The following is a 24,699-nucleotide window of genomic DNA, read 5'->3' as shown; positions in this document are numbered from 1 at the left end:
GCATGGAGACCGACACCATCGCCGCCATCGCGGCCACCCTGACGCGCGCGTGTGAGACGGGCCGGATCTGCCCGTTCGTCGGCCGCGGGGCCCGCGCCAGGGTCGTACGAATCGGGGAACTCGCCGCGTCGGGCGAGCTCCCGTCGCTCACCGCAATGCAGATGGCTCGCGAGGCCGAGGCGTTGGCGTATTGCTTCAGCCCTCTACCGGAGGAGGCGTGCCGTGATCGTTGACGAATTCTACCGGGTCGGGGCAGACGCCATCCATGAGCACGACTTCAACCTGAGCTTTACTGTAAAGGCGGTCGTCCCGACTTCGGGCGGCCCGGTCGTGCAGTGGAAGCCCATCCGCGGGAAGCGGCCGCCCGCGGATCCCGAATTCGACCACCTGCGGCCGGCGGCCGTCCTCGACGCCCTAGCCCTGACGCTCGCTATGCGGTGGGAACGCGGACGGCCGCTCTGTCCCCTGGACTGGAAGCACAAGCTGACGGTCAACCTGCCACGGTTGTTCCCCTTCGAGCCCGAAGTCGGCAACGGCTGGTGTTGGCTATTGGCCGCGGGAGGCAACTATCTCAACGCCCTGGACACTCCCAGGGAGATGCGAACGCATGAACAGAAGGAGAAGTACGGCACGCTTCGCTGGGGCATCGCCTCCGTGGAATTCCATCAAGAAGTAGACGAATACACGAGTTGCGTTGACAGATTGTCAGGATATATCTGCGAGGATTGCGGCGCTCCCGGGCAGATACAGGCGATCAGAGGCTGGGATCGCTGCGTGTGCCACAAGCATGCCGTCCCCTCACTGCGTTGAAGTCTACCGGAACCGCGCGCGGAAGGCATGGTCGGTGCGGGTCGACGGGCGGGTCGTGGGGCACGTCCAGGCGATCGCGCTGGCCGGCGTGACGCTCAGGGCGTCGGAGGCGGGGCGGCTGCGCTGCCTGCGTACGGGGGCCCGGGACGTCCACGCGTGGGCGCGCGGGACGGTGACGGAGGAGGCCCGGCCGCCGGGCGCGGTGCGGCTGCGGTACCGGCTGACCGAGCCGGGCTTCCGGGTGGGAGGGCGGATCGTGACGGCCGCGGCGGCGGTCTGGTTCGAGGCGGACGGAAGCGCGTGGGTTGAGGGAGGCGGGGATGCGAGCGTGGATCATCAGCGACCTGCATGTCGATGCGACGCCCTGGACGCCGCCGTCGGACATGCGGGCTGACATCGCCATCGTCGCCGGTGACGCGGCCGACGGCCTCACGAAGCGGGCGATCCCATGGCTGCGGGAAAACATCGTCCCGCGGGCGCGAGCGACAGTCTACGTCCCCGGCAACCACGACTTCTGGCGCTGCCGCATGCCCGATGAGATCGCCCGCGCGCACGATGACGCCGCCGCGGCGGGGATCGCCTTGCTCGATGCCGGGCAGACCTTCGATTTCGAGGGGGCCCGCATCGTCGGGGCCACGCTGTGGACCGACTATTCGATCACGGGCAGCAGGCCGACTGCGCTGGCGATAGCGGGGGACAGGCGCGGCGGGATGCGGGATCACCGCTTGATCCAGACCCGCGATGCAAGGGGCACGTCGGCACCGTTCCGACCGCTCGCCGCGGCCGAGCTGCACCGGCAGCACCGCGCCCAGATCGAGGCCGCGCTCGCCGAGCCCTGGTCGGGGCCCCGGATCGTCGTCACGCACCACGCGCCGAGCGCGCAGAGCTTGCTGCACGGCGAGGTCCGGGAACAAATCGATGCCGCCTATGCCAGCGACCTCTCGGCGCTGATGGGGAGGTCGACGGCGCCGGACATCTGGGTCCACGGGCACATCCACGCCTCGCGCGACTATCGGATCGGGAGGACGCGGGTCATCGCGAACCCCCGCGGCCACGACACGAGCCACCGGCGCCGCGATGGCTCGTGGGCGGTCGAGCTCGAAAACCCCGCCTTCGATGGCGCCTTCACCGTGGAGATCTGACCGATGCGCGCACACCTCCTCGCGGCCGCCCTCCTCGCCGGGGCGGCCGCCCCCGCCGAGGCTGCCCACGTCGCCCGGCTCGACACAGGCGAGGGGAAGGTCGCCACGATGCGCTGGGAGACGGTGGGGGGCGTCGTGCGGTGGTCGCTGACGTGCCTGGACGAGAGCGACCCGAAGGGCCGCCCCCCCGATATGGCGACCTATCGGGGGGTGTCCAAGCTGGAGGATGGCTTCCTCGAAGGCACGGTCAAGGACGCCCCGATCCCAGGGCGCTTCGTCCTCGCCTGGCGCGGGCTCGCCCCCTACTGGCAGCTCTGGCTCGATGCGTGCCCGGAGCGAGGGGGCTCGCCCGTGATCCGCGAGGTCCGCTAGTCGCCGGGGCCGACGAGGTGCATGATCGCCGCGGCGCGCCGGCGCGCGATGCCGCGGGCGACCTTCAAGTCGCGTTCCTCGGGAAGATCCGTGCCGGCTTTCCATCGGCGGACCTCGCGGGGGTTGACCCCCAGATCCAGTGCTAGCCCTGTCGTCCAGCGGTCCCCGTAGAGCAGCTCGCCGATCGCCGAGATCTCGGCGGTGATGCCGAGCTCGGGAGGAGCGCCGTTGCCCGAGCCGCTGTCGCGCCGAGCCATCACGGTCTCGATCGCGGTCGCCTTCTCCTCGGCGCGCGCTCGCGCGAGGCGGCGCTCCAGCGCCTCGGCACGGCGCTCGGTGGCGTTCATCGAATTCATACCCAACCTGCCTTCGGTATCATTTGGAAGGGGAAGGCCGGGTCCCCCCCGGCCTCCGCTCTGGCTGGATTTTCAGCCAATGCCGGGTAGGCGGGGGGCGAAGATGACCGCGAGGCGGGTGAGCCCGAGGGCAGTCACGCGCACCTGCGTGACGCTCTTCTTGGTACCGTCCGGCAGCGGGACTTTGTCGACCTTGTGGACCAAGGTCTCGTCATCGAGACGATCCTGGAACGCGACCTCAGGCGAGGAAGGTGAGCGCTGGTATAGCCAGCGCATCTTCGCGTTCTTGTCCCGCATGTAGCTGAACAACTTCTTGGGGTTGACCCCAATCTCCTTGGCGGCGTCCGTGATGCACCAGGTCCCCTCGGTCCCGGCGATCTCCTCCAGGGCGTCGACCTTGGGCCTCTGCTCGGCGATCACCGCATCCCGGACCACCAGGGCCCGGCCCTTGGCTTCGACCTCGGCTTCGAGGGCGAGGGTCCGCTCGGCGTAGGTCCCGAGGAGCTGGAGCAGCTGCCGCGGGTCCTGGAGCGCCAGGAGCGGATCCGCCGGCGGCGGGTTGCGCAACGCCAGTTCCATCCGGTCGAAGGCGTTGATGTAGTCCTCGCGGAAGGCGGCCGCCTTCTCGCCCGTGAAGGCCAGGCACACGAACGCGAACCCGTTCTTCGACATGAGGACGTAGTCGGTGACCTCTTCACCGTCTAACCCCTTGGAAACAAAGGGTGCAAAATTGCGCCCTCGGAAATCCTCGGAGCACTTGGCCGTCCGGATCGACCGGAGGACGCCCTTGTGGTCCCGTGCGAAGAACTTCGCCACGTCGCGGCTGTCTGCCATTGGGACGCCGCCGTGCATCGAGACGACGGGCACGATGGGGGTGCGGATCGGGGCGCCCATCACCTCACCTCGACGAAGCTGATGCCGGTGGGGAGCTCGACGCCGACGTCGAGGTGCGAGGCGACGACGTAGCCGCGAGCGGCCTTGGTCGCGCTCAGGTATTCGGCCAGGCTGCCGACCTTCGCGGCGCGCACGCCGCAGGGTGAGAAGATCCACGGGCACGTCCGGCCCTCGACGCGGACGTGCCCGTCGATGGCGCGGCTGCGCCACGGCATGCCCGGCGCCGTCGTCGCCCCGAGGATGTAGCGGCCCGGTTCGCGCTTGAAGGCCTCCTGCCTGCGGGCGTCGTCGTACGCTGATGGAGCCTCATGGGCGGGGCCGGCCGCGGCGCGGATAGCCTCCTGAGATGCCCTGTTGTCCAGATGCTCGATGAGCGCCTGGCGGACGAGGGGGAACCCGAGCTCGATGCCGAGGTCCATCGAGTGCAGGAGACTGAGCCCGGCCCCGGGCGTGGCCCGGCCCAGGCTGGCGGCCTCTTCGTAGAGGCCGCACTCGGCCATGAGCTGGCAGCTGGCGAGAAGCGCTTTCGTCAGCCCCTCGATATCCCTGGCCTTCATGCGCTCAGGCGGTGTGCGAAGCAGCTCCACGATGCTAATGTCGGTCGTGCGTGCGGTCATCGAGGTTCCCTCTCGGCGGTCGCGCTTACCCGGGGGCGGGATCCAGCCGCCCCCGGGCCCCCGCCTGCGAATTCGCGGGGTTAACTACATCTGAGCACATTTCCGGATTCGCGCAACCTTGCCGCCAGAAGAAATTTCGCTACTCTCTACGCATGTACCCGTCTGGCACCCAAATCCGCGCCGCGCGCGCCCTTCTGAAGATGTCTCGCGAGGAGCTCGCCTCCCTCGCGGGCGTGAGCGAGCGCACGATCACGAACCTGGAAGAGACCGATCGCAAGCCGATCCGGGCGACGATCGAAGCGGTGATGGGCTCGCTGATCGGCCAGGGCATCCGCTTCCTGCCGCCCGACCCGGAGACCGGGGCGGGCCCCGGGGTCCGCATCGACCGCTAAGAACTTCTTAGGGCGCAGGGGTACGCACGCGGTGTGTACCCTTCGGCCATCTCCCCCTGAGGGGTCGCTCCGGCGCGCTGCGGATCAGGTTCGCGGCGTAGGCTCCCCAGCGCTCCCGGACGGCCGCGTCGCCGTGGGAGGCCTTCAGCCGGCGGACCGCCTCCGCGCTCGGCCGGAACCGGAGCCGGGCGTCCCACCCGTCCTGCCGGCTGGCGTCCTCGCTCACCTGGGCCTCCCGAATGTGCGGCTGGAGATCTGATCGGCCGCGCGGGCCAGGGCGCGGGCGATCCGATCGGCGGCATCGGCCTGCTCTTGGGCGGAGTAGCCCGGCACCGGGGATGGGCCGCCCATTCGGCGGAGGAGCTCCACCTGACGTTGGAGGGCGCAGGGGATGGGAGAGGGCTCGCTCATGTGCTGCGCTCCCACCGCGGGGGCTCGGGCGCCGGCCCGGCTGGGGGGCGCGGCGCCTCGCCGGCGGCCATCAGCACGACGCCGGTGCAGACGCCTATCCCCCACGCCACGATCGCGACGGCGCCGACGAGGAGCGCCCTCATGGCCGGGCCCTCCCTTCGGTGTTCTCGTCGGTCGCTCGGGTGTTCTGCCGGGTCACCCGGGCCAGGTCCTCGACCGCCTCGCGGAGATCCCCGATGCCGCCGCGCAGGGCGGTGACCGCCTCGTGGTCGTCGGGATGCAGCCGAACCGTGCCGTACCGGCCGCCGGGCAGCGCCGGCTCGGGGAAGGTGGCGTCGGGGGCCCTGCGCCCCTTCAGCACCGCGCCGACGACAGCGCCCATCGCCGCGAGCGCCGCGAAGGCGGATCCGAGAACCTCTTTCCAGGGCGTCAGGGCCTCGGCCAGGCCAGCGAGCCAGCCGTTCATGGCGCGAACCCCCGAGGCATCGGTGCGGGCGGGTTGTCCCGCATCCAGGCGTGGACCCTTTCGGCGACGGGGATGTCCCGGCCCGAGCGGTAGGCGGACCAGACGTCAGCGAGGGCGGCGACCGTGTAGACGCCAACTCCGGTTTGGATCCCACCGAGGCTCGGCGCGTACATGAGCATCGCGACGTAGCCCCAGACCGCGGATCCGAGGATGGCGCAGATGGCGCGCAGCAACGGGGTCCGGCGCCACCTGCCGTTGATGGTGAGCGCCATCATCCGGACGATGGCGAGCGAGATCATCAGGCCTGCCCACGCCCCTTCGGGCATGATGGCGGCGAACCGCTGCCAGTGGAGGCCGGTGGCAAACGTGTTGCCCGGCAGGGCCAGCACCGTGCCGAAGGCGAAGGCCATGAAGGCCCCCAGCCATTCGAGGTCGCGAGCTGGCGTGTAGACGGTCGGGATAACCCTGATCGTCCTCATGGCCGCCACCCGCACTGCGACGCCCCGAACTCGTTGTGGGCGAGGACGGCCTTGCGACGCTCGGGCGTCATGGCCGCAATCTCGGCCTTCGAGGGGCGCTGCGGCGCGGCCGTCTCGCAGAACGAGCCGCCACGGCCGCCGCCGCTGGTCTGGCAGCCCGCGAGGGCCAGGGATGCCGCGAGCCCCGCGGCGAGGATGACGGTTCTCATCGGGACCACCTGTCGAGCCGCCGGGTGACCTCGGCCTCGGATCGGGAGGCGACGTCCCGGTCGATGCGCGCCCGCTCCGCCTTGGCCTCGGCATTGCGCCGGTTGACCTCGGCGAGGGCCTCGTCCCGGCCGACCTTGCGGGCGCGGCCGAGGGCGACGAACAGGGCCCAAGCCGCCGCTGCCGCAAAAGCGGCAAGCCTCGCGACCCGGCTGCTCGCCAGGAGCGCCAGGGCGGGCGCGCCCCACGGGCTCATGACGAGGGCGAACAGGGCGGCCAGCGGCAGGCCCGTGAGGAGGATCCACGTGCTCACCGGCGGCGGCTCCGTGCGGGAGGGGAGATGGCCTCGATCGCCGCCCGGATCTCGGACGGGGCCGGAGCCGGGGGGACGGCCTCGCCGCGCAGCGCCGCCATGACCTCGCCGGGCACGGCGGGCCGATCGGCGCGGGGGCACATCGGGGCGGAAGCGAGGGTGACCGCGACGGCGGCGGTGGCGAGGGCGCAGGTCACGCGGCGGCCTCGGCGTTGACCGGCTTGGCCTCGGCCCCGTTGGCCTGGACGATCCGGTAAAGGCCGTAGCCGACCGAGATCACCGTCAGGACGGTGCAGACCGTGCGGATGGTGCTGACGTCGGCGAAGGGCTGGAGCTGCGCCAGGATGTCGGCCGACTTCTCGCCGATGATGCCGAGGGCGGTGAGCGCCCCTTCCTTCACGCCCTTGAGCTTCGTCAGCGCGATCTTCGCGGCGTTGGCCCCGCGGGCGGACGGCGCCGGCTCCAGATCGAACAGGGGGAGCGGGCGGCCGGTGACGACCATGCCCTTCGAGATCTGCCTCACCTCGCCGACGCGCCGGGTCCAGCCCTTGCCGTAGGTCGACCAGTTCGAGAGGCGCTTCATGTAGGCGAGGCGAGCGTCGGAGATCGCGTCGATCAGGACGGTCGGCAGAACCGCTGCGACCGCGGCGACGGTGGCGTCCCCGATGGCGCCGTCGACCTTAACCCGCTGCCCGAGCTTGGCGAGCGCGCCCTGCAGGATGAGGCCGGCACGGCCGGCGCCCGAGTTGATAGCGATGTCGAGGACGGCGTAGTCGACGCCGGCGGGCAGGTCGTCGAACCGAACCGGGTTCGCGTACTGCCGGCGGTAAATCTCGATCGCCTGCGCCCGCGTGATGTTGGCGATGTCGAGGTCGGGGAAGCTGTTGGCCGCGATCCCGTACTTCGTTCCGACGAGGCGGCCCTTGCCGACCTTGCCGCCGGTCCAGTTGCCCGGGTCCCGGCGGTCGTTCGAGTAGCCGCCCTCGTGCTGCAGGACGAGGCCCATCACGGGCTGGAAGTTTGATGTCGACATGTCCGTCCCCCGGGGAGCTGGTGCTGCCCCCGGATCGGGGACGGCCAGGCACGAGGGGGGACGGACGGGCGTCCTCGGGACCGGGGGCAGCGTGCCCCTAGCGGAAGCTCGCGGCGTGCACCCGCCAACACATGTCGGCTAGTTTGCTCAGGGGGAGAACGGCAGGGCCTTGGTGCGCTTGAGCCCGACGGCGATCGCAAGCTGGTAGGCACGCTCGATCGAGATCGCGTTGTCGAAGCAGCCTTCCTTCAGGCGCCAGTGCGCCCCGGGGCTCCACTTGCTGACACCCGCCTGGCGGATCTCGTTCGGCTCGATCCCTCGCTCCTTGATGCGCTTGCGCACCATATCGAGGATGTCGCTCTTGTCGCTGTTGATCTCGTCCGTGCGGCACGGCCGCATCAGGATCGGCCGCTTGTCCCCCTGCGGCCACACCGTAACGCTCTTCCCGCCCTGTCCCGTCATCGCCCGCCCTCGGCGCAGGAAGACCGAATCGGTCTGAAGGCGCCACGTGTTAGAGCGTGCCACTCAATTGTGCAGTCGCAAGAGCTAAGGGGGAGGCAACGCCTCATGGCCGGCTTGGTTCCGTGCCAGATCGGGTGCGGCGCGGTGCCACATCACCATGCTCCGTAGGCTCAATCCTCCCCGAGCGACGTGGGATAGGCCCAGCCGCCCATTCGGGGCTGGGCCTTGGCCTTGGCCGCGGCCTGCGCGCGCGCAGCCTTCGCCTTGGCGATCTCGCCCTCGCGCCAGGCGGCCCTGGCTCTGTTCGCCTCCCCGAGCATACGCTCCCGATCCCCCGCGAGCCTGTCCACAAGACCGTCCAGCTGGCATTCCCTGACCCAGAACGCGAACGCCTTGCCCAGCACAAGGGCGCAGCCCTCGGCGAGGTCGTCGTCGATGCAGGGGTGCGGAATGAGCTTCCCGTCCTCGGCCAGGTTGTCCTTCGTCACGCCGAGAAGCTTGGCCAGTAGGGTGACGTTCCGCCGATATGGCTGCCCCATCAGGGCATCGGCCTCGTGGAGGATCGGGAACCGGGTCTCGAACTCCGCCCTCAGGAACAAGCGGGCGATCCTTCCCGCTTGCGTGAGCGGAAAGTCGAGACCGTGCTGCCAGTACGACGCCAGCGCCTTCGCCTCGTGTTTGGCCTCCGGCGTCGACAGGATCGCCATGGCGCGGTCGACGGCCTCCGGATCCGGCCGGGCGGGCTCGGTGCCCGAGGGGGCGACAGGTGCAGGGGCAGCGGGCGGGACCACGGTCTTCTCGTGCGAATCGGTCTTGTCCCGTTTTGGGACAGGGGCCGGCATGGTGCCATCCGCCCGTGCCTCGCGCAGGGCCTTCCGCCTCGACTTCGCGGCATCCTTCCGCGCGGCGTCCGCCCGCTCCTTGCGAGCGGCCTCGATCACCACGCGGAGCCGCGGCTTGTCGACGAGCACCAGCGCGAGGTCGGGGGCCTCGGCCTCGGCCATCGAGAACGCCCAGAACGCCTTGTCAGCCCCGTCCTGGGCGATCGCATCGAGGAGGCGCTGCCCCCGCAGCGGGGCGGTCTCGAACGACGGCGTGATCGCCTCGCCGGTGAGGGCCTCGTGGATGCCGGCGAGCCAGTAGAGGTAGCGGCTCTGCATCTCGCTGGAGAGCAGCGGATGGGCACCGCCCCGCTTCTTGCGAGGCAGGCTTGTCGACGGCAGAGCGCTGCCGAGACGCACGAGCGTCGCGGGGCGGATCGCGTAGGCGGGGGCATCCCCGCGCTCCTGGAGGAACTCGAAGTCGCCCTCGGCGAGCAACCGGGCAGGAGCGGTCTCCAGGCGCTCAGGCGGCAGGAGGCGGACGGTCAGCTCGATCGCGGCGACAGCCCGCCCGTCCAGTCCCTTGCCGTCCTCGCCCCGGACGAGCGCTCCGGCCCGGCGGCGCGCCTCGTGATGCAAGGTCACGGAGGAGATCTCGAACGCCCTCACGTGCTCGCGGATCTCCTCGACGGCCGGGTCGAGGTGGCGAAGGCGTAGCTGCCCGACGTGAAGGGGGCCGGACACGCCGAGGACGTCGGCGAGCTGCTTGGGCGCATAAGCTAGCGTGAAGGGAGGCGCGCCCGGCTCGTAGCGGACTTTCTCGGCCGCGATATGGGCGAGGACGTCCTTGTACAGGAGCGGGCTGGACCGCCGGCGGAACCGGGCGAGGACCGCGAGGTCGACGTGGGCGTAGCGCGTGCCGGGCTGCTGCAGCGGGACGATCCAAGCCGGAACGTGGAAGTCGAAGTTGGTGTCGCGCTTCAGTGTATCCGGCGCGCGGCCGAAGAGGCGGGCGAGGGACGCGACGAGCTCGCGGGGCTGCGCCGGGCTGCCGCCCGCGGACAGGACCGTGAGGGCGTGCTTCACAGTGCATAGCCGGGCGTCACGGACCGTGTCCTCAGTCTCGATGCCGGTGGCGGTGGCGGCGAGGAGGGTCTCGAAGAGGGCGTGGTCGCGCGCGGTGACGCCATCGGCATGGGCGAGCGTCCGGTCCCGAAGCCACGCCACTGACCGCGGGACGGATGGGGCGATGGCCAGGAAGGCCTCGGGGGACGCCAGGGCGGCCGACAGGTCCCCGCGGATCGAGGGCGTGAAGGGCGCCCGGCGGCGGGGCGTGGGGAGGGTCGAGTTCGAGGCGGTGCTCATCGGGCGCCTGTTTGTAAAGATGCAACGGAGTGTACGCCTGATCGAGCCTGTTTCAAGAGCGCGGGAGGGTGCCGGAGAGCCGGTTCCCGCGCCCCTAATTCTAATAAGATAGGGCCGGAGACCCCGTCCCGGGCCTGGAGGGGGACCTGCCGGCCCTACGGGCCGGAGATCGGTGTCGGTGTCTTTTAGTATTGCAAACGCGCCTCCGCCCCGGAAGCGTCCCGCAGCCCCCTCATTCCCAGGGGGGACAGTGGAAAGCCGAGCCGTTCCCTCGCTCAAGCTCCGTTGCAGGTTTACATGCGGAGCGTTGCAGGTTTACACGCTGCACCCCGTGACGCCCGTTGCGATCCTGCAACCGCGCCGCTTCCAGCCTCAGAGCGCCTCTCCGGCCCGCCCCGGCATGTGTTGGCGGGTGCACGCCGCCCGTGGACGCTGACCCCACGGGCGGCTTTCAACCCTTTCACGCCCGCCACCTTGCGCGGGCGCCCTCGTGGCTGCCCGCGCCCTTCTCGGGTTCAGGCCATGGCTCGCTACCGCGACATCCCCACCATCGTTCACGCCTCCGACCTCCGGGCGCGCGAGATCCCCCGCGATGTGGCAGCCGCCGTGCGCTCGGGCCGCGCCCGCTACGTGGGCGTGAGCGAGGGCGATGCCCGGCGCCTGCTCGATGCCCGCCTCGCCACGAGGAGGGTCGTGCGCGTCGCCTACGACGAGGTGGACGCCGAGGCGTGGGAGCCGGTGCGCAAGCCCTGCGTCGCCCTCGGCCGCGGCGCCCGCGCCTGACCATCCCTGCCCCGAGGAGGGGGTACCCGTCACGGGTCCTTCCCCGAGGGGGGGGCACGTCCTGGAGGTCGCGTCCGGGACACCGGCGGGCACACAGGTTTCGTTTGGGTACGCACCGCGTACCTCCGGTAGGGTTTCGTCCCGCAGATCAAGGGGTTGAGGGGTGCGCACCGACGACGTTCTGAGGTACGCGGCGATCGAGATCGTGGGGGTACGCACCCTCCGAGGCTACGACCGGAACGCGCGTACGCACAGCGATGCGCAGGTGGCGCAGCTCGCCGCCGCGATCTCCCGCTTCGGCTTCACGAACCCGATCCTCGCGGACGAGCACGGGGTCATCATCGCCGGCCACGGGCGCATGGCCGCGGCGGAGCGGCTCGGCCTCGACCGCGTCCCGTGCATCCGGGTCACCGGCCTGTCGGAGCACGATCGCGCCGCCCTGGTCCTCGCCGACAACCAGATCGCGCTGAACGCCGGCTGGGACGAGAAGGTGCTGGCCGAGGAGCTGCGGCGCCTGCAGGCCGCGCATGACGCCGGTGAGTTCGACTACGAGCTGACCGACCTCGGGTTCAGCGAGGCGCAGCTGAAGGAGTACGCGGAGATCCTGGCGCCCGAGCCGGAAAAGGAGGAGGTGCGCGAGATCCTCGTGGGCGAGGAGCCGCACGTCGTCCGCGCCGGCGAGACCTGGGTGCTCGGCCCGCACCGCCTCACCATTGCCGGGGCGAGCGGCAACGACCTTCGCGCGGCCGACGCCCTGATCCTGGCTTGGGAGCGGCAGACCCGGACCGAGGCGCAGCTGTCCGGCGGGGGCATGACCTTCAAGGCCCGGGCGCAGACCATGGACATCGAGTTCAAGCGGCAGGACACCAAGGCGCAGAAGGCGCGGGTGAGGACGGACTGAGCCGATGCCAGGCGTCTCCGGCCACCAGCTCGCGAAGATCCTCGGCATCTCGGAACCCGGCGTGCGGAAGGCCAAGGCCGGCCGCCTGAAGGCCGCGCTGCTGGCCGACGGCACCTTCGACGTCGAGATCGCCAAGCGCCTCTACGCGGCCAACACCGACCCCTCGAAGAAGCGCGACCGCCCCGCGCCCGCCGGGGCGACGCCGCCCTCGTCGGCCCTTGCCGCAAATGCGGCACCCGCCGACGAGGCGCCGGCCTCGCTGCCCGCGCCCGCGGGGCCCGACGTGAACAAGGCCCGGGCCTTCAAGATCCTGGAGGAGGCCAAGATCACCCAGATCAAGCGGAAGAAGCTTGAGCAGACGGCGATCGACCGGGCCGCGACCGTGACCCTGGTGCAGACCCTCGCCCGGTCGTTCCGCGACGGCCTCCTCGGCTTCACCGACAAGCACTATGCGCAGATCGCGATGGAGCTCGGGGCGGACCCGCACCTGACCTCGCAGGTCCTCGACAAGTACCTCCTGCGGTACCTGGAGAAGGCCGTCCACGGGATCCAGGTCGAGGGCGTGCTGTGAACGCCATCGCCCCCTTCGCCCAGTTCGACGGCGGCAGGCTGATCGTCGAGGCGTGGACGAAGGGCATCGCCCCGCCGCCGCGCGAGCTGGTCTGGGAGTGGGCGGACCACAACGTGAAGCTGCCGAAGATGTCGGCGGCCGAGGGCGGCGACTACGACACCGGGCGCACCCCCTACCTGCGGGAGATCCTCACCAACCTCTCGCCGTCCTCGCCGGTGATGTCGACAATCCTGATGAAGGGGTCGCAGATCGGGGCCAGCCAGGCCGGCCTCGCCTTCCTGCTCTACGTCATCGCGGTCGCCGGCGGCCCGGCGCTGGTGGTGGCGCCGACCATCGCCATGGCCGAGCTCTACTCGAAGAGCCGCCTCGACCCCCTCATCGCCGAGTGCAAGGAGGCCGCCGAGAAGATCCCCCCGAACCGGGGGAAGAACTCCGGCAACACCCTGCGCATGAAGACCTTCCCCGGCGGGATGGTGCGCCTGACCGGGGCGAACAGCGCCAACGCGCTGAAGTCGATGCCGGTGCAGTGGGTGCTCTACGAGGAGCCCGACGAGTTCAAGCGCGACCTGGAGGGCCAGGGCAACGCGATCGAGATGGTGCGCCGCCGCCTGACGACGTACGGGCGCCGGGCGAAGGAGTTCGCCAACTGCACCCCCGGCCTGAAGAGCCAGAGCCTCATCCTGCCGTTGTTCCTGACGGGGGACCAGCGCGAGTACACCATGCCGTGCCCGCACTGCGGCAAGGGCACCGTCTTCAACAAGGAGCTGTTCCGGCACGAGCGCGGCAAGCCCGCGGGCGCGCACATGGTCTGCATGCAGGAGGACTGCGGCAAGCCGATCATCGAGGCCCGGGACAAGGAGGCCATGCTCAACGCCGGCGTCTGGATCCCGAAGATCAAGGACGCGCCGCAGAACATGCCGCGCAGCTACTACCTGCCGGCGTTCTACAGCCCGGTCGGGTGGGAGAGCTGGGAGGCCATCGCCCTCAAGATCGACCAGGCCGAGGGCAACTACGAGAACTCGAAGACGGTCTGGAACCAGATTTTCGGCCTGCCCTGGACCGACACCACCGACCGGCCGGACCCGGACGAGATCCATCGCCGGGCTATCGCCACATCGTACCGGTCGCGCGAGCTGCCGGCCGAGGTCCTGTTCCTCACCGCCGGCGTCGACGTCGGCGGCACGCACATCGAGATCTCGATCTGGGGCTGGGGCCGGGACAACCGGCGCTACCTCATCGAGCACGTGCGCCTGCCCGGCAAGGTCACCGACCCCGCCCTGTGGGCCGAGGCCGAGATCGTCCTGCAGCGGGGCTACCTGCATCCGACCGGCGCCGTGCTGAAGATCCGCCGGGTCGGTGTCGACCGCGGCAAGTGGCCCGACATCGTGGTGCCTTGGGTGAGGAAGCAGGACCCCGACTGGATCGTCGCGGTCTGGGGCTCGCGCAAGATCGACGCGCCGCTCCTGAAGGACGCCCGCTGGATCCTCAAGACGGACGACGGCCAGAAGCACCAGACCGAGTTCCTGTACTGGATGCTCGGCGTCGGCCTGCTGAAGCTGGAGCTTTACAACAACCTGAACAAGCCCCGCGCGCCCGGCCAGGCGGATCCCGGCGGCGTGTACCTGCCGAACGACGTCGGCATGGACTACTGCACGCAGCTCGTCTCCGAGGAATACGTCACCGTGCCGGGCAAGGGCGGGGTGATGAAGACGAGCTGGGAGCGGATCGGCTCGACCCGGGCCGAGGCCCTCGACTGCGCCAACTACGCCAGGGCCATGGCCGAGCTCGTGGGATGGTCGCACTGGACCGGCGCGGACTTCGACGCGGCCGAGGCCACCCTGCGGGCCGAGGGCGAGAAGCTCCGCCGCGAGATCGCCCGGCGCCAGGCGGCGCGCCTGGCGCGCGGCGACACCCGCCCCGTCTACCCGGAGGACATCGTGACCGACATCGCCTTCCCCGCGGGCTTCGCCCGCCCCGAGCCCGAGCCCGCGATCGAGGTGCCGGCCCCCGCGCCGGCGCCGGCGCTGGCCGCGCCCAAGCCCGTGGCCGTCGCCCCGCCGGCCGCGCCGAGCTCCATCCGGATCCCGCGCGGCCTGACGAACCCGCCGACGCCGGAGGGCGGGATCGAGCGCCCGGTCGAGGTCGGCGTGCCCGGCCGGTCGCCCGACCAGGTCGACTTCCGGGCCCTGATGCGCGGGGCCGGGCTCGGTCGGTCGCGATCGCACGACGAGGACTGAGCGGGGGGCCGCGCGCGCGGCCCCGGGCATGTGTTGGCGGGTGCACGGCCGGCGGGGACGCTCGGGGCTATCCCAGCCCGGAAACGTCCTCCCATGACCGAACAGGAACTCGCCGAGACCCGGGCCGACCTCGCCTCGATGAAGGAGGCCCTGCGGCGCCGCATCGGCGGCAAGGCGCTCCAGCAGGTCGGCAACACGAGCGGCAGCACCAGCGAGACCGTCACCTACGCCGGGATCTCCGTGGCCGAGCTGCGCGCCATGATCGCCGAGGCCGAGGTCAAGATCCGCCTGTCCTCCCCCGGTGGCTACGGCGCCATCCATGTCGCCTGAGGCCGGGGTCATGCGCGCGAACCTCCCGACCCTCGTCCATTCCGACGGTTTCACGCCGCTGCGGTCCGACGTGCCGCATATGCGGCGCGACGCTCGGATCGGGGACAGCAACTGGCCGATCGCCTCGCGATCGCGCTCGATGCGGGACTGGCGCCCGTCCTACGGCTCGGCCGACGCCGACAACAACGGCGAGGTCGACATCGCGGCCGCCCGCGGCCGGGACCTGGAGCGCAACGAGGCCCGCGTATTCTCGGGCATCCAGCAGCAGGTCCAGGCCATCGTCGGCTCCGGCCTGCAGGTCGTGCCGAAGCCCGACTACGTCACGCTCGGCAAGGACAAGGCCTGGGCGGACAAGTGGAGCCGCATCGTCCGCAACAAGTTCAAGTCGTGGTCGAACACCACGGATTGCGATGCGTCGCGGACCGAGACCCTCGGCTTCATGATGGCGGAGATGCTGACGTCGGTGCTCGTCTCCGGGTCCGGCCTGCTGATCCCGTACTACCTGCCCGGCAACGGCTTGACCCAGTACGGCACCGCCTTCCGCGTGGTCGAGGCGGACCGCCTGTGCAACCCCAACTTCTGCGCCGATCGCGACGACCTCCGCCGGGGCATCCACATCGACCCCGAGACCGGGGCTCCGCTGGGCTACTACATCTGCTCCCGCCACCCGGGCGACTGGCTCGGCGTGCTCGCGTCGGGCGTGCCGCGGAAATGGACCTACATCCCCGCCTTCACGAGCTGGGGGCGCAGGCGCGTCATCCACGTGTTCCCCCGGCGCAGGCCGGAGCAGAGCACCGGCATCTCGGCGCTCGCCGGCGTCGCGGACAAGATCCGCGACATCGGCAAGATCACCCGCGCCGAGCTCCGCAACCAGGTCGTCACCGCGGCCCTGGCCCTCATCGTCGAGAGCAACCTGCAGCCCGAGCAGGTGCTGCAGATGTTCAAGAGTAGCCCCGACTACGGCTACCTGCAGATGTACTTCGACGAGGAGTTCCGCCCGGGCGTGACCGACGACGGCGCCACTATCGTCGCCCCGCCCGGCACGAAGGTCAGCCCGCTCCAGTCGAACCGCAACGCGCAGAACTTCGACAGCATGCTGCGGACCTCCTGGCGCGAGGTCATGACCGGCATGGGCGTGCCGTACGAGATCGGCGCCCGCGACTTCGGCGGGCTGAACTACAGCAACGCCCGGACGATCATCACCGACGCCTGGCAGGACTTCTACACCCGGCGGACATGGGTCGGCTTCAGGGCCTACGACCCCGTGTTCCAGACCTGGTTCGAGGAGGCGGTCCATCTGGGCGAGATCCCGGACTGCACCCCGGAGGAGTTCTACCGGCCCGGCGCCGCGGCCGCCTACACCGCCGCCGAGTGGCTCGGGGACGGCCCCGCATGGATCGACATGCTGAAGGAGGCGCAGGCCCAGACGACGAAGATGGCGAACATGACAACCACCATGGAGCAGGAGTGGGCGAAGGTCGGCCGCCACTGGCAGGAGGAGGCCGAGCAGCAGGAGGTCGAGGCCGAGTTCTACGCAGCACGGAAGCGTCCGTACCCCCTCGACGTCGCCGCCCGGCACGCGGTCACCGGCGGCTCGCAGAACGGCGTGCGGGCCAACGACGACACCACCGATCGGGAGCGTTGAGCATGTCGCGGAACCTGGAACTGGCGCACATCGCGACCGCCCTGAGCCGGCCGTGGGCGATCACCGCCGAGGGGCTCGAAGGGCTCGTCTCCCTCGCCCGGCGCGAGGGCGTCGAGGTCCAGGGGCTCGGGCCCCGGGCGGAGAGCCACGTCACCGGCGGGGTCTCGGCCGGCCCCAAGGACGACGATGGCGACAAGCCCCCGAAGCGCGGCGCGCTGGCGGAGGGCGACGATTACTTGCGCGACAACGGCAGGGCGATCGTCCGGAGCGGCGTCGCCATCATCCCCGTGATCGGGCCGCTCATCGCCTATCCCTCCATCATGGAGAGCTGCGGCATGACCTCGTACGCGACCTTAAAGAAGGACCTCGCGGCGGCGGTGAGCCATCCGACGGTCTCCGCCGTTCTCCTGGAGGTCGACAGCCCCGGCGGGCAGGTGACGGGCTGCAGCGAGGCCGCGGCCGCCGTCCGCGCCGCGGCGGAGCACCTGCCGGTCGCCGCCATGGTGGTCGGTGACGCCTGCAGCGCCGCGCTCTGGATCGTGTCGGCCGCCGACCACATCGCGATCACGCCGACCTCGGGCGTCGGGTCGCTCGGGTGCTGCTGCAGCGTCACCGACCGGCGCGCGGCCGAGGAGAAGGCCGGGGTGAAGACGCACGAGATCATCTCGTCGCAGACCCCCAACAAGCGGCCGGACGTGGCGACCGACGAGGGCCGCGCCGCGATCCAGCGGATCGCCGACGACACCGCCGCCGTGTTCCTCGCGCAGGTCGCCGCGTACCGGGGCCTGAGCCTGGACGTAGTCCAAAGCGAGCAGTTCGGGCAGGGCGCCGTCTTCATCGGGCAGAAGGCCGTTGACGCCGGGCTGGCCGACGAGGTCTCGACATTCGACGAGGTCTTCGCGGAACTCACGGGCACGGCCGGGGGCGAGGACAGCCAGGGAAGCCTGCTGTCCGCCGTCTAAACGACGTGAGAGGGGTCGGAACGGAGTGCCGTTCCGACCCCGGATATCATGCCGCGGCCTAGTATTCGACCGGATAGGCCTCAGGGAAGCGGCGTTTGTGAACGACGTGGCACACGGTACCCACGTTCAGATGCATGATGATCGCCGCCTCGGTCTGGGTCAGGCCCAGGACATCGACGGCATAAAGGACGTTGCACGCCTTCTGGAACGTGCAAGGGAAGCGGCCGCGCATCGCGAGCCCTCCTGTGGATATCAGGATTAAGGGGCTCCCGGGTTGAAAACTGCGGCCAGAAGTGAGATTGTTGGCGTGCGGCGCCATCGACTTCGAGCGCAGCTCCTACCCGGGAGCGGCTTGGTTGATGGTCCTGACGGAGCCGGGCGTCCTACCGCCCGGCTCCGTCTACTTCGACTGGTCGGACCACGCCATCGAAGCTTTCTTCATGATCCCGCTCCTATACTAGTTGTCATCCGAGGAGTTATGCTCGGGCGCCGGTGCCGGCGGCACGGTCCCGATCAGAGCGTCGATTTCTGGGTCGCGAGAAGCCTTCCCGAATTCTTCGCCTTCATCCTCCTCTTCCTCGTGCTCCTCGTTCACGTGAGGAACGCTAAAGCTTTCGGCAGGCACTCGGTCGAGACCGAACTTGTCGATGGCGTTCTTCGTGACGAGGAAACCTTCCTCCGACGATCCTTCAAGCAACTTGTGCTCGACGTAGAGCCGGGCGCGATCGCGGATCGAAGAGAGGGAGGTGGTGATGCCGTGGTGCCGGGCGGCGATCAACATCATTTCGTAGTCGAAACGATCGCCGAGCGTGTGGAGAGTTCCAAGCGCTTTGCGCCAGGCGAACGAGATGCTGCCAGGCTGGCGGCCGCGCTTCTTGTTGCTGGAGGCGTCCGGTCCGACCTCGTCGCTGTCGCCGCCGATCCGGCCAGACGGGCGGAGCTCCGCGGCCTTCTCAAAGGCGGCGAGCTCGACTTGAGCGATCTTCAAGCCATCGCGCAGTCGCGTGATCGCCGTCTCGTGGCTGGCGATTTTCGCCTCCACGTCGACGATGTCCTTGCGCTTGGCGGCGATGAGGGCTTCGAGGGCGTCCATGGCACCCATAGAGCCACAGCGCGGCTTAAAGGGCAAGCCATTAACGACGGCCTATCCCCACCCTGAGTTATCAACGTCGGTAATTTCCGAAGTCTCCGATTCCGGCGCCGTTGAGAACGCCCCCGCCGCGCCGGCGCGGAGGGGGGGCGGAGGGGGGCCCGGAGGGGGGCGGAGGGTCCTAAACGCGGTCCGGCCGGGTTAAAGCCGGCGCGAACGGCGTCGCTGCCGGTTTAATGGGGGCACGGCCCGGGTGCAGAGATCTGCCGCCCGTCTCGCCAGTTCTAAAATTTCCCGTCGAGCATGTGTTGGCGGGTGCACGGGAGCGGGGGAGCCTCTCCGGGACAGCAGGAATTCGGCCCCCGGACCGGGGGCTCCAGCCCCCGGAGTAGCCCATGTCCGCCACCCGCCTCCGCGCCAAGCTCGCCGCGCCCCGCACCGCCTCGGAGCAGACCGAGGAGGAGAAGGCCAAGGCCAAGAAGGCCGAGGGCCAGGAGGACGAGAACAAGGACGCCAACGACGAGGACGACGGCGAGGGTGTCACGCCCCCGAAGAAGGACGGCAAGGCGGCCGCCGTCGTCGCCCCGATCGAGAAGGGCGCGGCCTCTCCCGAGCGTGCCCGCATGAAGGCGATCACCACCGGCGCCGGTGCCCGGCTCTTCCCGACCCTCGCCGCCAGCCTCGCCTACGACACTGATCTTTCCGTCGACCAGGCGGCCGCCGTGTTCCAGGCGGTGATGCAGGACGTCGAGACCGAGGCCGCCGCGCCGACGCCGGCGAAGGACGCCTCCGCGTCCCCGAAGGGCGACGCCTTCCGCAAGGCCATGGCGGCCGAGGCCCCGAACCCGCCGCTGGGATCCGGGGGCGGCAAGGCCGCCGATCCGGAGGACGCGTGGATCGCGGCCGCCAAGGACATGGGCGTCGCCTGAGCGCCCCCAACCCCGAAGCTCCCTGATCTGAGGAAGACGCACATGGGCATCCCCAAGAGCACCGAGTTCCGCACGAACGTCAACGAGTACCGCTACGGCTCGGACAACAACACCGAGACGAAGGTCGTCACGATCCAGGCTGGCCACGTCTATGCCCGAGGCTCCGTGCTCGGTCGCATCGACGCGACCGGCGAATACGTTCTCTGCGCGAAGCAGAAGGACAACGGCGACGCCGTCGCCGACGGCTCCCAGCGCGCCCGTCTGGTCCTCAAGGCCGACGTCGACACCACGGGCGGGGCTAAGCCCGGCGTGACCTACGCCAAAGGCACGCTCTCGACCTCCTGGGTCAAGCTCGGCCGGGGCCACACGATCGCATCCGTCGAGGACGACCTGCGCGATCTCAGTGGGATCTACCTCAACCAGCCCGCCATCCCGGCGGTCGGCTGACGCCGGCCCCGCCCCCGCAATCGCGCCCGCCCGCGCCAGCTTAAGGAACCGCCTCGATGGCCGAAAACGCCCCCGGCACGATGAACGTCGCCGATACCGCCCGCGTACTCAAGCTCGTCAGGTCGCTGCTGCGGCCGAAGACGACCTTCCTCCGGTTCTTCCCCGAGGTCGTGGTCTCCGAGGAGAAGCACGTCTACATCGACCTGGAGATCGGAAACCGCCAGGTCGCCCCCTTCGTCCATCCCGCCTCGCAGGCCGGGACGATGGAGCTCGACGGCTACGTCACCCGCTCGTTCGAGCCCCCGACGGTGAAGCTCCTCGCCGAGGTCCCGGTCGACGGCGCCTTCCGGCGCGCGGCCGGCGAGCGCATCGGCGGCGAGCTGACCGCTCAGCAGCGCGATGCCCAGACGTTCGTCCGCACCGTCACGAAGATCCGCGACCTGATCACCCGCCGCGAGGAGGTCATGGCCGCCGAGGCGATGATCACCGGCCAGGTCAACGTCACCGGCACCGGCTACCAGCCCTACGTCGTCGACTTCCGCCGCGATCCCCGCCTGCTCAACGCCCTGCAGGGCGACGCTCGCTGGAACGGCGGCGCCGCGGCGGACCCGCTGCAGGACATCGAGGACATGGGCGAGCTCGTGACCTCGATCGAGGGTGCGCTGATCACGGACGTCTACATGGACTTGCAGGCCTGGCGCTGGGCCCGAAAGGATCCGAAGCTGAAGGAGATCATCAATCTCCGTCGCGCAGCGGGCGGCAATACGGCCGACATCGGCCCGGTGAATACGCTTCGCGGCGCAAAGTTGGTCGCCAACATGGGCGACTACAACCTGTGGATCTACCAGGACTACAAGGATGTCATTGTCCCGCAGGCCGACGGCACCTTCGTCGTTCAGAAGGGCGTCCCGGTCATGCCGCCGGGCACCGTGATCGGCGTCGGCCCCGACCTGGAGGGCGTGCGCTCCTACGGCCGGATCGAGAACAAGAAGGCGATCAAAATGGGCGAGGCCGCGACCGAGCTCTTCATGGACACCTGGATGACCAACAACCCGTCCAGGGAATGGGTCTACGGCGAGAACGCGCCCCTGCCGATCCCGACCCGGCCCAATGCCTGCTGGAGCCTCAAGGTCTTCGGCTGATCTGACCCGGGCCCGGCGCAGTGGCGCCGGGCCCTTCTCCTTCCCTGAACCTGAAACCGAGGACGCGACGATGGCTGACGCCCTGTGCCGGGCCCTGCGGGGTATCAAGACGATCGAGGGCGGCGAGCCGGTCTGGAAGATGCCTGGCGACGAGCTGACGATCGATGCCGCCGAGGCCGCTGACCTGAGCAAGGCGGGCTACCTTGAGATCCTCGCGGTCGACGAGGCCGAGCCGGCCGACGCCGGCGAGCAGGGCGCCGAGGGCAAGGCCGCCCGCCGCGGCAAGTAAGGGGGCCGTCCACGATGACCGCTCCCACGCCCGGCTTCCATCCCCCGATCTCCGACAACGGCATCGGCGCGCAGCAGCCCCTCGACCTTCAGTGGCTTTCGAAGCCGATGGTCGCCGTCGGCGTCGTCGACGCGGGGACGCCCTTCGTGACGGGCCCGCTCCCGCGCGGCGCCTACACGATCTGGGTCTCTGACCCGGCATACGTGAACGCCGGCACCGACGGCGCGGCGGGCCTCGACCACACGGTCACCTCCGCGAACGCCCAGACCCCCGAGGCGCTGGCCCGGGCCCCCAAGGTCCACGAAGGCGGGCAGTGGCCGGTCCCGGTGAACGAGGGCGACATGATCGCCCTGAAGGCCATCTCCGGCTCGGTCGCCTTCCGTATCTGGGAGGCCCTGTGACATGGGCCTCGCAGTCCCCTCCCGCTCGCGCGGCCAGGCCGGCGCGCCAGGTGCAGCCGGTCCGGCCGGCCGCGGCGTCTCGCACACCGACGTCGTCGGCGGCAACCTCATCGTCACCTACACCGATGGGTCGACCGTCAACGCCGGCCACGTCCTCGGCGCGGACGGCACCGCCGGCGCGGCCGGCCGCGGCATCGCGGCGGTCGAGATCGTCGGCGGCCATCTCCGGCTGACCTTCTCGGACAACGCCGTCCAGAACCTCGGGCAGGTTGTCGGCGCCACCGGCGCGACGGGTGCCACTGGCGCGGCCGGCCGCGGCGTGACGTCGTCCTCGATCTCGGGCGGGCGACTGATCCTCACGTTCACGGACGGTACCAGCCAGGACCTCGGGCAGGTCACGGGCCCCACCGGCGCGACCGGATCCGCGGGCACGAACGGCCGCGGCGTCGCCTCGACGGCTATCAGCGGCGGGCACCTGATCCTCACGTTCACCGATGGCACGACGCAGGACGTCGGGCAGGTCGTCGGCGCGGCCGGATCCGCGAACCTCAGCACGTTCCGCCGGGTCTATGTGAGCTCGGTCGAGATCACCGGGTCGAACTCGAATTACAACTTCGCTGGGGTCGTCCCCACGGGGGCGACCGAGGTCGAGGTCGAGTGCGTCCCGGGTGGCGCCTCGGGGTTCTCGGGGCGCACGGACGGCTCGCTTCCCGGGCACGGCGGCGAGGCAGGAACGCCCAAGCGCGTTTGCAAGCCTGTCGTGCAGATCCCGAGCAACCTCGCGGTCACGATCGGACCCGGCGGCGCCGCCTCGACGCCGTCCGCGTCCGTGTGCACGTCCAACCCCGGCGGGTCGACGTCCTTTGGATCGATCCTGTCGGCCGACGGCGCCAAGGGGGGCAGCTACTCCTCCCTCGGCGATCTCGGCCCGCTGGAGCTCGGCCAGCCAGGCTGCCCGCCAGTCGGGCGGGCCGGACGCCTCAACGGCTTGCCTTACAATCCAGGCGGATCGGGCTCGCACCTCGACGCACAGCCCAGCATGGGGCCAGGCTCCGGCGGCGCCGGGCTCATGAACACGACGTTCAACACGCAGAACTTCGCCGGCGCCGGCGGCGACGGCGGCATGCACCTGCCGAACTCTCGCACGTACGGCGGCAGTGGCCGTGCCGCGATCACGACCGGGCAGCCGGGCGACAACGGTCAGAACGCGCGTGACGTGTTCGGATACGGCTCGGGCGGCGGGGGGTCGTCCGGCATCAACTGGGGAGGTGGCGGCGGCGGCCTTCCCGGCGGGGGCGGCGGCGGCGGTGGCTGCATCCCCTCGGGCTCCGGCGGATCCGTCGGGGGCAGCGCCGGCGGCCCCGGCGCGCGCGGCGCGATCCGTCTGCACTTCTACAAGTATGAGGCACCGTGATGGATCCGGTCACGCTCATCGTCGAGCTCGCCACAGGCCTCGTTCTCGACGTGGCCTGCGGCGCCCCCTCTGATCTGGAGCCGCGCCCCGGCTGCGAGCTCGTCCTGCGGGATGGGCTCGCGGGCGAGGCCTGGAAGGGCTGGACCCGCTCGCCTTCGGGCGACTGGGTCGATCCCAGCACCCTCGCACCCGGATCGGTCGAAACCCTCGACTCCTACGCCCGGCTGCGCAGCTGGGAGATTGAGACCGGCGGCGTTGACCTGGGCGGGCAGCGCATCGCGACCGACCGCTCTTCCCAGGGCATGATCGACCGCGCCATCAACCTCCTCGACAAGGACGCGAGCCTTGCGCAGGTCGAGTTCGACACTGGGATCCCGGTATCGGCCGGCGACCCGATCCTCACGCTGTCGCGGGACGCCTGCCTGACGCTGGGCCTCCTCGTCGGTCGGCACGTCCAGGGCACGTTCGCGAAGCGGGCGGCCGTCCTGCGGGGCCTGCGCGCAGGGACGATCACCGACCGCGCCGGGGTTGATGCCGTATTTGCGGCAGGTGGCTGATGAGCGCCGATGCGCCCGCATACCGCCAGGGCGTCGACGAGGACCTGCTCGACGCGATGGACCCGATCCCGGCCGAGTACCGGCCGCGCGATGGCGAGCCCGTGCAAACGCGCGTCATCTTCCGCGAGACGCGCGGGCAGCTCAGCGTCTCCGCGCCCGGCATGGGGATCCGGCAGGCGATCGGCGCGCCGGCGGCCTTCGCGAAAGGTCTGCGACATGTGTTGGCGGGTGCACGAGAGGGGGAGAGCCTGATCGTGCAGGGACAGACCTGGTGCGTCTCGAACATCGAGTTCGGGAGCGTCGGGCTGGTGCTCCTGCACCTTCAGGGGCCCGTCACTTGAGCGACGTCGACCACGTCACGACGCAGATCCTTCAGGCTGCCGCCGACCGCCTCGCCCCCATCGTCGGGACGGAGCTCGGCAGCGGGACGGTGAAGGCCGTCCACATCTCGCGCGTGTGGCCGACCGACCTGCGCGACCTGCCGGCGCTCAACGTGTTCGTGCCCGACGAGGCGATCTCGAACCGGAAGGGAATGCCCGGACAGCGCATGCAGCGCCGCGGGATCAGGCTCCAGATCATCATCCCGCTGCGCCGCCCGGCCAGCCCGGTGAACACCCTGGAGGCCGACATCGGCCGGCTCAAGGTCCTCATCGAAGGGGCGCTCGGGAACGACCCGATCCTTCGGGATCCGGAGGGCGAGCCGCTCAACACCGACCTCTTCCTCACGGCCACGGGCTCCGGGCTCGATCCGCAATCGGCGGGTCTGCAGCTGGTGCTCCTCTGGCTGAACTTTTCCGCCGTCGCGCGCCACCGCGAGGGGGATCCCGCCCACCCCATGAACCGAGCCCCCTAAGGAGAACG

At 70.3% G+C, this 24,699-nt stretch carries 36 protein-coding genes; 22 read left to right on the top strand and 14 right to left on the bottom strand.

Annotated features, from left to right (window positions below; genetic code table 11):
* Window positions 1-2 precede the first annotated feature (2 nt).
* Genes V3T34_RS18365 through V3T34_RS18350 form a run of 5 tightly spaced genes read left to right on the top strand, consistent with a single transcriptional unit; the run spans window position 3 to window position 2,324 of the window.
* On the top strand, window positions 3-233 hold the full coding sequence (locus tag V3T34_RS18365; protein ID WP_305078395.1) for a hypothetical protein: 231 nt from the start codon (window positions 3-5) through the stop codon (window positions 231-233).
* The gene (locus V3T34_RS18360; RefSeq protein WP_305078396.1) at window positions 223-810 is read left to right on the top strand and encodes a hypothetical protein; all 588 of its coding nucleotides are present in this window, start codon (window positions 223-225) and stop codon (window positions 808-810) included. The genes V3T34_RS18365 and V3T34_RS18360 overlap by 11 nt, the downstream gene beginning before the upstream one ends.
* A complete protein-coding gene (locus V3T34_RS28655; RefSeq protein WP_442919475.1) occupies window positions 788-1,204 on the top strand; it encodes a hypothetical protein in 417 nt (138 codons plus the stop codon). The genes V3T34_RS18360 and V3T34_RS28655 overlap by 23 nt, the downstream gene beginning before the upstream one ends.
* Window positions 1,131-1,952 (top strand): metallophosphoesterase family protein, encoded by an 822-nt coding sequence (locus tag V3T34_RS18355; RefSeq protein WP_305078397.1) that lies wholly within the window; start codon window positions 1,131-1,133, stop codon window positions 1,950-1,952. Before V3T34_RS28655 ends, V3T34_RS18355 begins: the two co-directional genes overlap by 74 nt.
* Before the next feature lie 3 nt (window positions 1,953-1,955).
* On the top strand, window positions 1,956-2,324 hold the full coding sequence (locus tag V3T34_RS18350) for a hypothetical protein (protein WP_305078398.1): 369 nt from the start codon (window positions 1,956-1,958) through the stop codon (window positions 2,322-2,324).
* Here V3T34_RS18350 and V3T34_RS18345 read toward each other — a convergent pair.
* From V3T34_RS18345 to V3T34_RS18335, 3 genes are all read right to left on the bottom strand, one after another.
* On the bottom strand, window positions 2,321-2,671 hold the full coding sequence (locus tag V3T34_RS18345) for a hypothetical protein (protein ID WP_331369261.1): 351 nt from the start codon (window positions 2,669-2,671) through the stop codon (window positions 2,321-2,323). The two genes, V3T34_RS18350 and V3T34_RS18345, sit on opposite strands and share 4 nt — an antisense overlap.
* An 81-nt stretch (window positions 2,672-2,752) precedes the next feature.
* Window positions 2,753-3,574 carry a phage regulatory protein/antirepressor Ant gene (locus V3T34_RS18340; protein ID WP_305078400.1) on the bottom strand — a complete coding sequence of 274 codons (822 nt, stop codon included), beginning with the start codon at window positions 3,572-3,574 and terminating at the stop codon, window positions 2,753-2,755.
* The gene (locus V3T34_RS18335) at window positions 3,574-4,191 is read right to left on the bottom strand and encodes a hypothetical protein (protein WP_305078401.1); all 618 of its coding nucleotides are present in this window, start codon (window positions 4,189-4,191) and stop codon (window positions 3,574-3,576) included. The genes V3T34_RS18340 and V3T34_RS18335 overlap by 1 nt, the downstream gene beginning before the upstream one ends.
* Window positions 4,192-4,343: 152 nt before the next feature.
* Here V3T34_RS18335 and V3T34_RS18330 point away from each other — a divergent pair, with 152 nt between their 5' ends.
* A complete protein-coding gene (locus V3T34_RS18330) occupies window positions 4,344-4,583 on the top strand; it encodes a helix-turn-helix domain-containing protein (RefSeq protein ID WP_305078402.1) in 240 nt (79 codons plus the stop codon).
* Between the two features lie 407 nt (window positions 4,584-4,990).
* Here the strand turns inward: V3T34_RS18330 and V3T34_RS18325 are convergent, their stop codons facing one another.
* From V3T34_RS18325 to V3T34_RS18285, 9 genes are all read right to left on the bottom strand, one after another.
* Window positions 4,991-5,137, bottom strand: coding sequence for a hypothetical protein (locus V3T34_RS18325; protein ID WP_305078403.1), 147 nt, complete (start codon window positions 5,135-5,137; stop codon window positions 4,991-4,993).
* The gene (locus V3T34_RS18320; protein ID WP_305078404.1) at window positions 5,134-5,460 is read right to left on the bottom strand and encodes a hypothetical protein; all 327 of its coding nucleotides are present in this window, start codon (window positions 5,458-5,460) and stop codon (window positions 5,134-5,136) included. The genes V3T34_RS18325 and V3T34_RS18320 overlap by 4 nt, the downstream gene beginning before the upstream one ends.
* Window positions 5,457-5,939, bottom strand: a complete 483-nt coding sequence (locus tag V3T34_RS18315) for a hypothetical protein (protein WP_305078405.1) — start codon at window positions 5,937-5,939, stop codon at window positions 5,457-5,459. Before V3T34_RS18315 ends, V3T34_RS18320 begins: the two co-directional genes overlap by 4 nt.
* A complete protein-coding gene (locus V3T34_RS18310) occupies window positions 5,936-6,148 on the bottom strand; it encodes a hypothetical protein (protein WP_305078406.1) in 213 nt (70 codons plus the stop codon). Before V3T34_RS18310 ends, V3T34_RS18315 begins: the two co-directional genes overlap by 4 nt.
* Window positions 6,145-6,459, bottom strand: a complete 315-nt coding sequence (locus V3T34_RS18305) for a hypothetical protein (RefSeq protein WP_305078407.1) — start codon at window positions 6,457-6,459, stop codon at window positions 6,145-6,147. The genes V3T34_RS18310 and V3T34_RS18305 overlap by 4 nt, the downstream gene beginning before the upstream one ends.
* Window positions 6,456-6,656 carry a hypothetical protein gene (locus V3T34_RS18300; RefSeq protein ID WP_305078408.1) on the bottom strand — a complete coding sequence of 67 codons (201 nt, stop codon included), beginning with the start codon at window positions 6,654-6,656 and terminating at the stop codon, window positions 6,456-6,458. Before V3T34_RS18300 ends, V3T34_RS18305 begins: the two co-directional genes overlap by 4 nt.
* The gene (locus tag V3T34_RS18295; RefSeq protein ID WP_305078409.1) at window positions 6,653-7,492 is read right to left on the bottom strand and encodes a glycoside hydrolase family 108 protein; all 840 of its coding nucleotides are present in this window, start codon (window positions 7,490-7,492) and stop codon (window positions 6,653-6,655) included. Before V3T34_RS18295 ends, V3T34_RS18300 begins: the two co-directional genes overlap by 4 nt.
* Before the next feature lie 147 nt (window positions 7,493-7,639).
* Window positions 7,640-7,924 carry a hypothetical protein gene (locus V3T34_RS18290; RefSeq protein ID WP_305078410.1) on the bottom strand — a complete coding sequence of 95 codons (285 nt, stop codon included), beginning with the start codon at window positions 7,922-7,924 and terminating at the stop codon, window positions 7,640-7,642.
* A 200-nt stretch (window positions 7,925-8,124) separates the two neighbouring features.
* Window positions 8,125-9,861, bottom strand: coding sequence for a hypothetical protein (locus V3T34_RS18285; protein ID WP_331369260.1), 1,737 nt, complete (start codon window positions 9,859-9,861; stop codon window positions 8,125-8,127).
* 801 nt (window positions 9,862-10,662) lie between these two features.
* Here V3T34_RS18285 and V3T34_RS18280 point away from each other — a divergent pair.
* The 7 genes from V3T34_RS18280 to V3T34_RS18250 all read left to right on the top strand — a co-directional run bounded on the left by V3T34_RS18280 (window position 10,663) and on the right by V3T34_RS18250 (window position 17,569).
* Window positions 10,663-10,923, top strand: coding sequence for a hypothetical protein (locus V3T34_RS18280; RefSeq protein ID WP_305078412.1), 261 nt, complete (start codon window positions 10,663-10,665; stop codon window positions 10,921-10,923).
* 265 nt (window positions 10,924-11,188) lie between these two features.
* Window positions 11,189-11,824, top strand: a complete 636-nt coding sequence (locus V3T34_RS18275) for a ParB/Srx family N-terminal domain-containing protein (protein ID WP_442919476.1) — start codon at window positions 11,189-11,191, stop codon at window positions 11,822-11,824.
* A 4-nt stretch (window positions 11,825-11,828) separates the two neighbouring features.
* On the top strand, window positions 11,829-12,395 hold the full coding sequence (locus V3T34_RS18270) for a hypothetical protein (protein WP_305078413.1): 567 nt from the start codon (window positions 11,829-11,831) through the stop codon (window positions 12,393-12,395).
* Window positions 12,392-14,632 (top strand): phage terminase large subunit family protein, encoded by a 2,241-nt coding sequence (locus V3T34_RS18265; RefSeq protein ID WP_331369258.1) that lies wholly within the window; start codon window positions 12,392-12,394, stop codon window positions 14,630-14,632. Before V3T34_RS18270 ends, V3T34_RS18265 begins: the two co-directional genes overlap by 4 nt.
* 93 nt (window positions 14,633-14,725) lie before the next feature.
* The gene (locus tag V3T34_RS18260) at window positions 14,726-14,962 is read left to right on the top strand and encodes a hypothetical protein (RefSeq protein ID WP_305078415.1); all 237 of its coding nucleotides are present in this window, start codon (window positions 14,726-14,728) and stop codon (window positions 14,960-14,962) included.
* Window positions 14,963-14,972: 10 nt separating this feature from the next.
* The gene (locus V3T34_RS18255; protein WP_305078416.1) at window positions 14,973-16,607 is read left to right on the top strand and encodes a phage portal protein; all 1,635 of its coding nucleotides are present in this window, start codon (window positions 14,973-14,975) and stop codon (window positions 16,605-16,607) included.
* Window positions 16,608-16,609: 2 nt separating this feature from the next.
* Window positions 16,610-17,569, top strand: coding sequence for a S49 family peptidase (locus V3T34_RS18250; protein WP_305078417.1), 960 nt, complete (start codon window positions 16,610-16,612; stop codon window positions 17,567-17,569).
* 58 nt (window positions 17,570-17,627) lie between these two features.
* Here the strand turns inward: V3T34_RS18250 and V3T34_RS18245 are convergent, their stop codons facing one another.
* Together V3T34_RS18245 and V3T34_RS18240 are read right to left on the bottom strand one after the other, a co-directional pair.
* The gene (locus V3T34_RS18245) at window positions 17,628-17,801 is read right to left on the bottom strand and encodes a hypothetical protein (RefSeq protein ID WP_305078418.1); all 174 of its coding nucleotides are present in this window, start codon (window positions 17,799-17,801) and stop codon (window positions 17,628-17,630) included.
* A gap of 225 nt (window positions 17,802-18,026) precedes the next feature.
* Window positions 18,027-18,662, bottom strand: coding sequence for a hypothetical protein (locus V3T34_RS18240; RefSeq protein WP_305078419.1), 636 nt, complete (start codon window positions 18,660-18,662; stop codon window positions 18,027-18,029).
* A 392-nt stretch (window positions 18,663-19,054) separates the two neighbouring features.
* On the opposite strand from V3T34_RS18240, the gene V3T34_RS18235 reads away from it, so the two are divergent.
* From V3T34_RS18235 to V3T34_RS18195, 9 genes are all read left to right on the top strand, one after another.
* Window positions 19,055-19,588, top strand: coding sequence for a hypothetical protein (locus tag V3T34_RS18235; protein ID WP_305078420.1), 534 nt, complete (start codon window positions 19,055-19,057; stop codon window positions 19,586-19,588).
* A gap of 42 nt (window positions 19,589-19,630) precedes the next feature.
* Complete coding sequence (locus V3T34_RS18230) at window positions 19,631-20,035, top strand: head decoration protein (RefSeq protein WP_305078421.1); 405 nt, start codon at window positions 19,631-19,633, stop codon at window positions 20,033-20,035.
* Window positions 20,036-20,091: 56 nt separating this feature from the next.
* Entirely contained in the window at window positions 20,092-21,177 is a 1,086-nt protein-coding gene (locus V3T34_RS18225; protein ID WP_305078422.1) for a major capsid protein, read from the top strand.
* Window positions 21,178-21,247: 70 nt separating this feature from the next.
* Window positions 21,248-21,466 (top strand): hypothetical protein, encoded by a 219-nt coding sequence (locus V3T34_RS18220; RefSeq protein WP_305078423.1) that lies wholly within the window; start codon window positions 21,248-21,250, stop codon window positions 21,464-21,466.
* A 14-nt stretch (window positions 21,467-21,480) separates the two neighbouring features.
* Window positions 21,481-21,867: a hypothetical protein gene (locus V3T34_RS18215; protein ID WP_305078424.1), complete on the top strand. Its 387-nt coding sequence runs from the start codon at window positions 21,481-21,483 to the stop codon at window positions 21,865-21,867.
* A gap of 1 nt (window position 21,868) precedes the next feature.
* Complete coding sequence (locus V3T34_RS18210; protein ID WP_305078425.1) at window positions 21,869-23,281, top strand: glycine-rich domain-containing protein; 1,413 nt, start codon at window positions 21,869-21,871, stop codon at window positions 23,279-23,281.
* Window positions 23,281-23,838: a DUF4376 domain-containing protein gene (locus V3T34_RS18205; RefSeq protein ID WP_305078426.1), complete on the top strand. Its 558-nt coding sequence runs from the start codon at window positions 23,281-23,283 to the stop codon at window positions 23,836-23,838. The genes V3T34_RS18210 and V3T34_RS18205 overlap by 1 nt, the downstream gene beginning before the upstream one ends.
* Window positions 23,838-24,179 carry a hypothetical protein gene (locus V3T34_RS18200; RefSeq protein WP_305078427.1) on the top strand — a complete coding sequence of 114 codons (342 nt, stop codon included), beginning with the start codon at window positions 23,838-23,840 and terminating at the stop codon, window positions 24,177-24,179. The genes V3T34_RS18205 and V3T34_RS18200 overlap by 1 nt, the downstream gene beginning before the upstream one ends.
* On the top strand, window positions 24,176-24,691 hold the full coding sequence (locus tag V3T34_RS18195) for a hypothetical protein (protein WP_305078428.1): 516 nt from the start codon (window positions 24,176-24,178) through the stop codon (window positions 24,689-24,691). The genes V3T34_RS18200 and V3T34_RS18195 overlap by 4 nt, the downstream gene beginning before the upstream one ends.
* The last annotated feature ends 8 nt before the right edge of the window (window positions 24,692-24,699 follow it).

This window comes from Methylobacterium ajmalii (assembly GCF_036448855.1).
Lineage (GTDB): Bacteria > Pseudomonadota > Alphaproteobacteria > Rhizobiales > Beijerinckiaceae > Methylobacterium > Methylobacterium ajmalii.
The sequence above is the reverse complement of the archived record's forward strand: the minus strand, read 5'-3'. Positions and strand labels throughout refer to the sequence as shown.

What these genes read in the sequence shown, in the direction of transcription:
- V3T34_RS18365 (WP_305078395.1), top strand. Translation starts at nt 3, where the DNA reads ATGGAGACCGACACCATCGCCGCCATCGCGGCCACCCTGACGCGCGCG.
- V3T34_RS28655 (WP_442919475.1), top strand. Translation starts at nt 788, where the DNA reads ATGCCGTCCCCTCACTGCGTTGAAGTCTACCGGAACCGCGCGCGGAAG.
- V3T34_RS18355 (WP_305078397.1), top strand. Translation starts at nt 1,131, where the DNA reads ATGCGAGCGTGGATCATCAGCGACCTGCATGTCGATGCGACGCCCTGG.
- V3T34_RS18350 (WP_305078398.1), top strand. Translation starts at nt 1,956, where the DNA reads ATGCGCGCACACCTCCTCGCGGCCGCCCTCCTCGCCGGGGCGGCCGCC.
- V3T34_RS18345 (WP_331369261.1), bottom strand. Translation starts at nt 2,671, where the DNA reads ATGAACGCCACCGAGCGCCGTGCCGAGGCGCTGGAGCGCCGCCTCGCG.
- V3T34_RS18340 (WP_305078400.1), bottom strand. Translation starts at nt 3,574, where the DNA reads ATGGGCGCCCCGATCCGCACCCCCATCGTGCCCGTCGTCTCGATGCAC.
- V3T34_RS18335 (WP_305078401.1), bottom strand. Translation starts at nt 4,191, where the DNA reads ATGACCGCACGCACGACCGACATTAGCATCGTGGAGCTGCTTCGCACA.
- V3T34_RS18330 (WP_305078402.1), top strand. Translation starts at nt 4,344, where the DNA reads ATGTACCCGTCTGGCACCCAAATCCGCGCCGCGCGCGCCCTTCTGAAG.
- V3T34_RS18325 (WP_305078403.1), bottom strand. Translation starts at nt 5,137, where the DNA reads ATGAGGGCGCTCCTCGTCGGCGCCGTCGCGATCGTGGCGTGGGGGATA.
- V3T34_RS18320 (WP_305078404.1), bottom strand. Translation starts at nt 5,460, where the DNA reads ATGAACGGCTGGCTCGCTGGCCTGGCCGAGGCCCTGACGCCCTGGAAA.
- V3T34_RS18315 (WP_305078405.1), bottom strand. Translation starts at nt 5,939, where the DNA reads ATGAGGACGATCAGGGTTATCCCGACCGTCTACACGCCAGCTCGCGAC.
- V3T34_RS18310 (WP_305078406.1), bottom strand. Translation starts at nt 6,148, where the DNA reads ATGAGAACCGTCATCCTCGCCGCGGGGCTCGCGGCATCCCTGGCCCTC.
- V3T34_RS18295 (WP_305078409.1), bottom strand. Translation starts at nt 7,492, where the DNA reads ATGTCGACATCAAACTTCCAGCCCGTGATGGGCCTCGTCCTGCAGCAC.
- V3T34_RS18280 (WP_305078412.1), top strand. Translation starts at nt 10,663, where the DNA reads ATGGCTCGCTACCGCGACATCCCCACCATCGTTCACGCCTCCGACCTC.
- V3T34_RS18270 (WP_305078413.1), top strand. Translation starts at nt 11,829, where the DNA reads ATGCCAGGCGTCTCCGGCCACCAGCTCGCGAAGATCCTCGGCATCTCG.
- V3T34_RS18260 (WP_305078415.1), top strand. Translation starts at nt 14,726, where the DNA reads ATGACCGAACAGGAACTCGCCGAGACCCGGGCCGACCTCGCCTCGATG.
- V3T34_RS18255 (WP_305078416.1), top strand. Translation starts at nt 14,973, where the DNA reads ATGCGCGCGAACCTCCCGACCCTCGTCCATTCCGACGGTTTCACGCCG.
- V3T34_RS18250 (WP_305078417.1), top strand. Translation starts at nt 16,610, where the DNA reads ATGTCGCGGAACCTGGAACTGGCGCACATCGCGACCGCCCTGAGCCGG.
- V3T34_RS18245 (WP_305078418.1), bottom strand. Translation starts at nt 17,801, where the DNA reads ATGCGCGGCCGCTTCCCTTGCACGTTCCAGAAGGCGTGCAACGTCCTT.
- V3T34_RS18240 (WP_305078419.1), bottom strand. Translation starts at nt 18,662, where the DNA reads ATGGACGCCCTCGAAGCCCTCATCGCCGCCAAGCGCAAGGACATCGTC.
- V3T34_RS18235 (WP_305078420.1), top strand. Translation starts at nt 19,055, where the DNA reads ATGTCCGCCACCCGCCTCCGCGCCAAGCTCGCCGCGCCCCGCACCGCC.
- V3T34_RS18230 (WP_305078421.1), top strand. Translation starts at nt 19,631, where the DNA reads ATGGGCATCCCCAAGAGCACCGAGTTCCGCACGAACGTCAACGAGTAC.
- V3T34_RS18225 (WP_305078422.1), top strand. Translation starts at nt 20,092, where the DNA reads ATGGCCGAAAACGCCCCCGGCACGATGAACGTCGCCGATACCGCCCGC.
- V3T34_RS18220 (WP_305078423.1), top strand. Translation starts at nt 21,248, where the DNA reads ATGGCTGACGCCCTGTGCCGGGCCCTGCGGGGTATCAAGACGATCGAG.
- V3T34_RS18215 (WP_305078424.1), top strand. Translation starts at nt 21,481, where the DNA reads ATGACCGCTCCCACGCCCGGCTTCCATCCCCCGATCTCCGACAACGGC.
- V3T34_RS18210 (WP_305078425.1), top strand. Translation starts at nt 21,869, where the DNA reads ATGGGCCTCGCAGTCCCCTCCCGCTCGCGCGGCCAGGCCGGCGCGCCA.
- V3T34_RS18205 (WP_305078426.1), top strand. Translation starts at nt 23,281, where the DNA reads ATGGATCCGGTCACGCTCATCGTCGAGCTCGCCACAGGCCTCGTTCTC.
- V3T34_RS18200 (WP_305078427.1), top strand. Translation starts at nt 23,838, where the DNA reads ATGAGCGCCGATGCGCCCGCATACCGCCAGGGCGTCGACGAGGACCTG.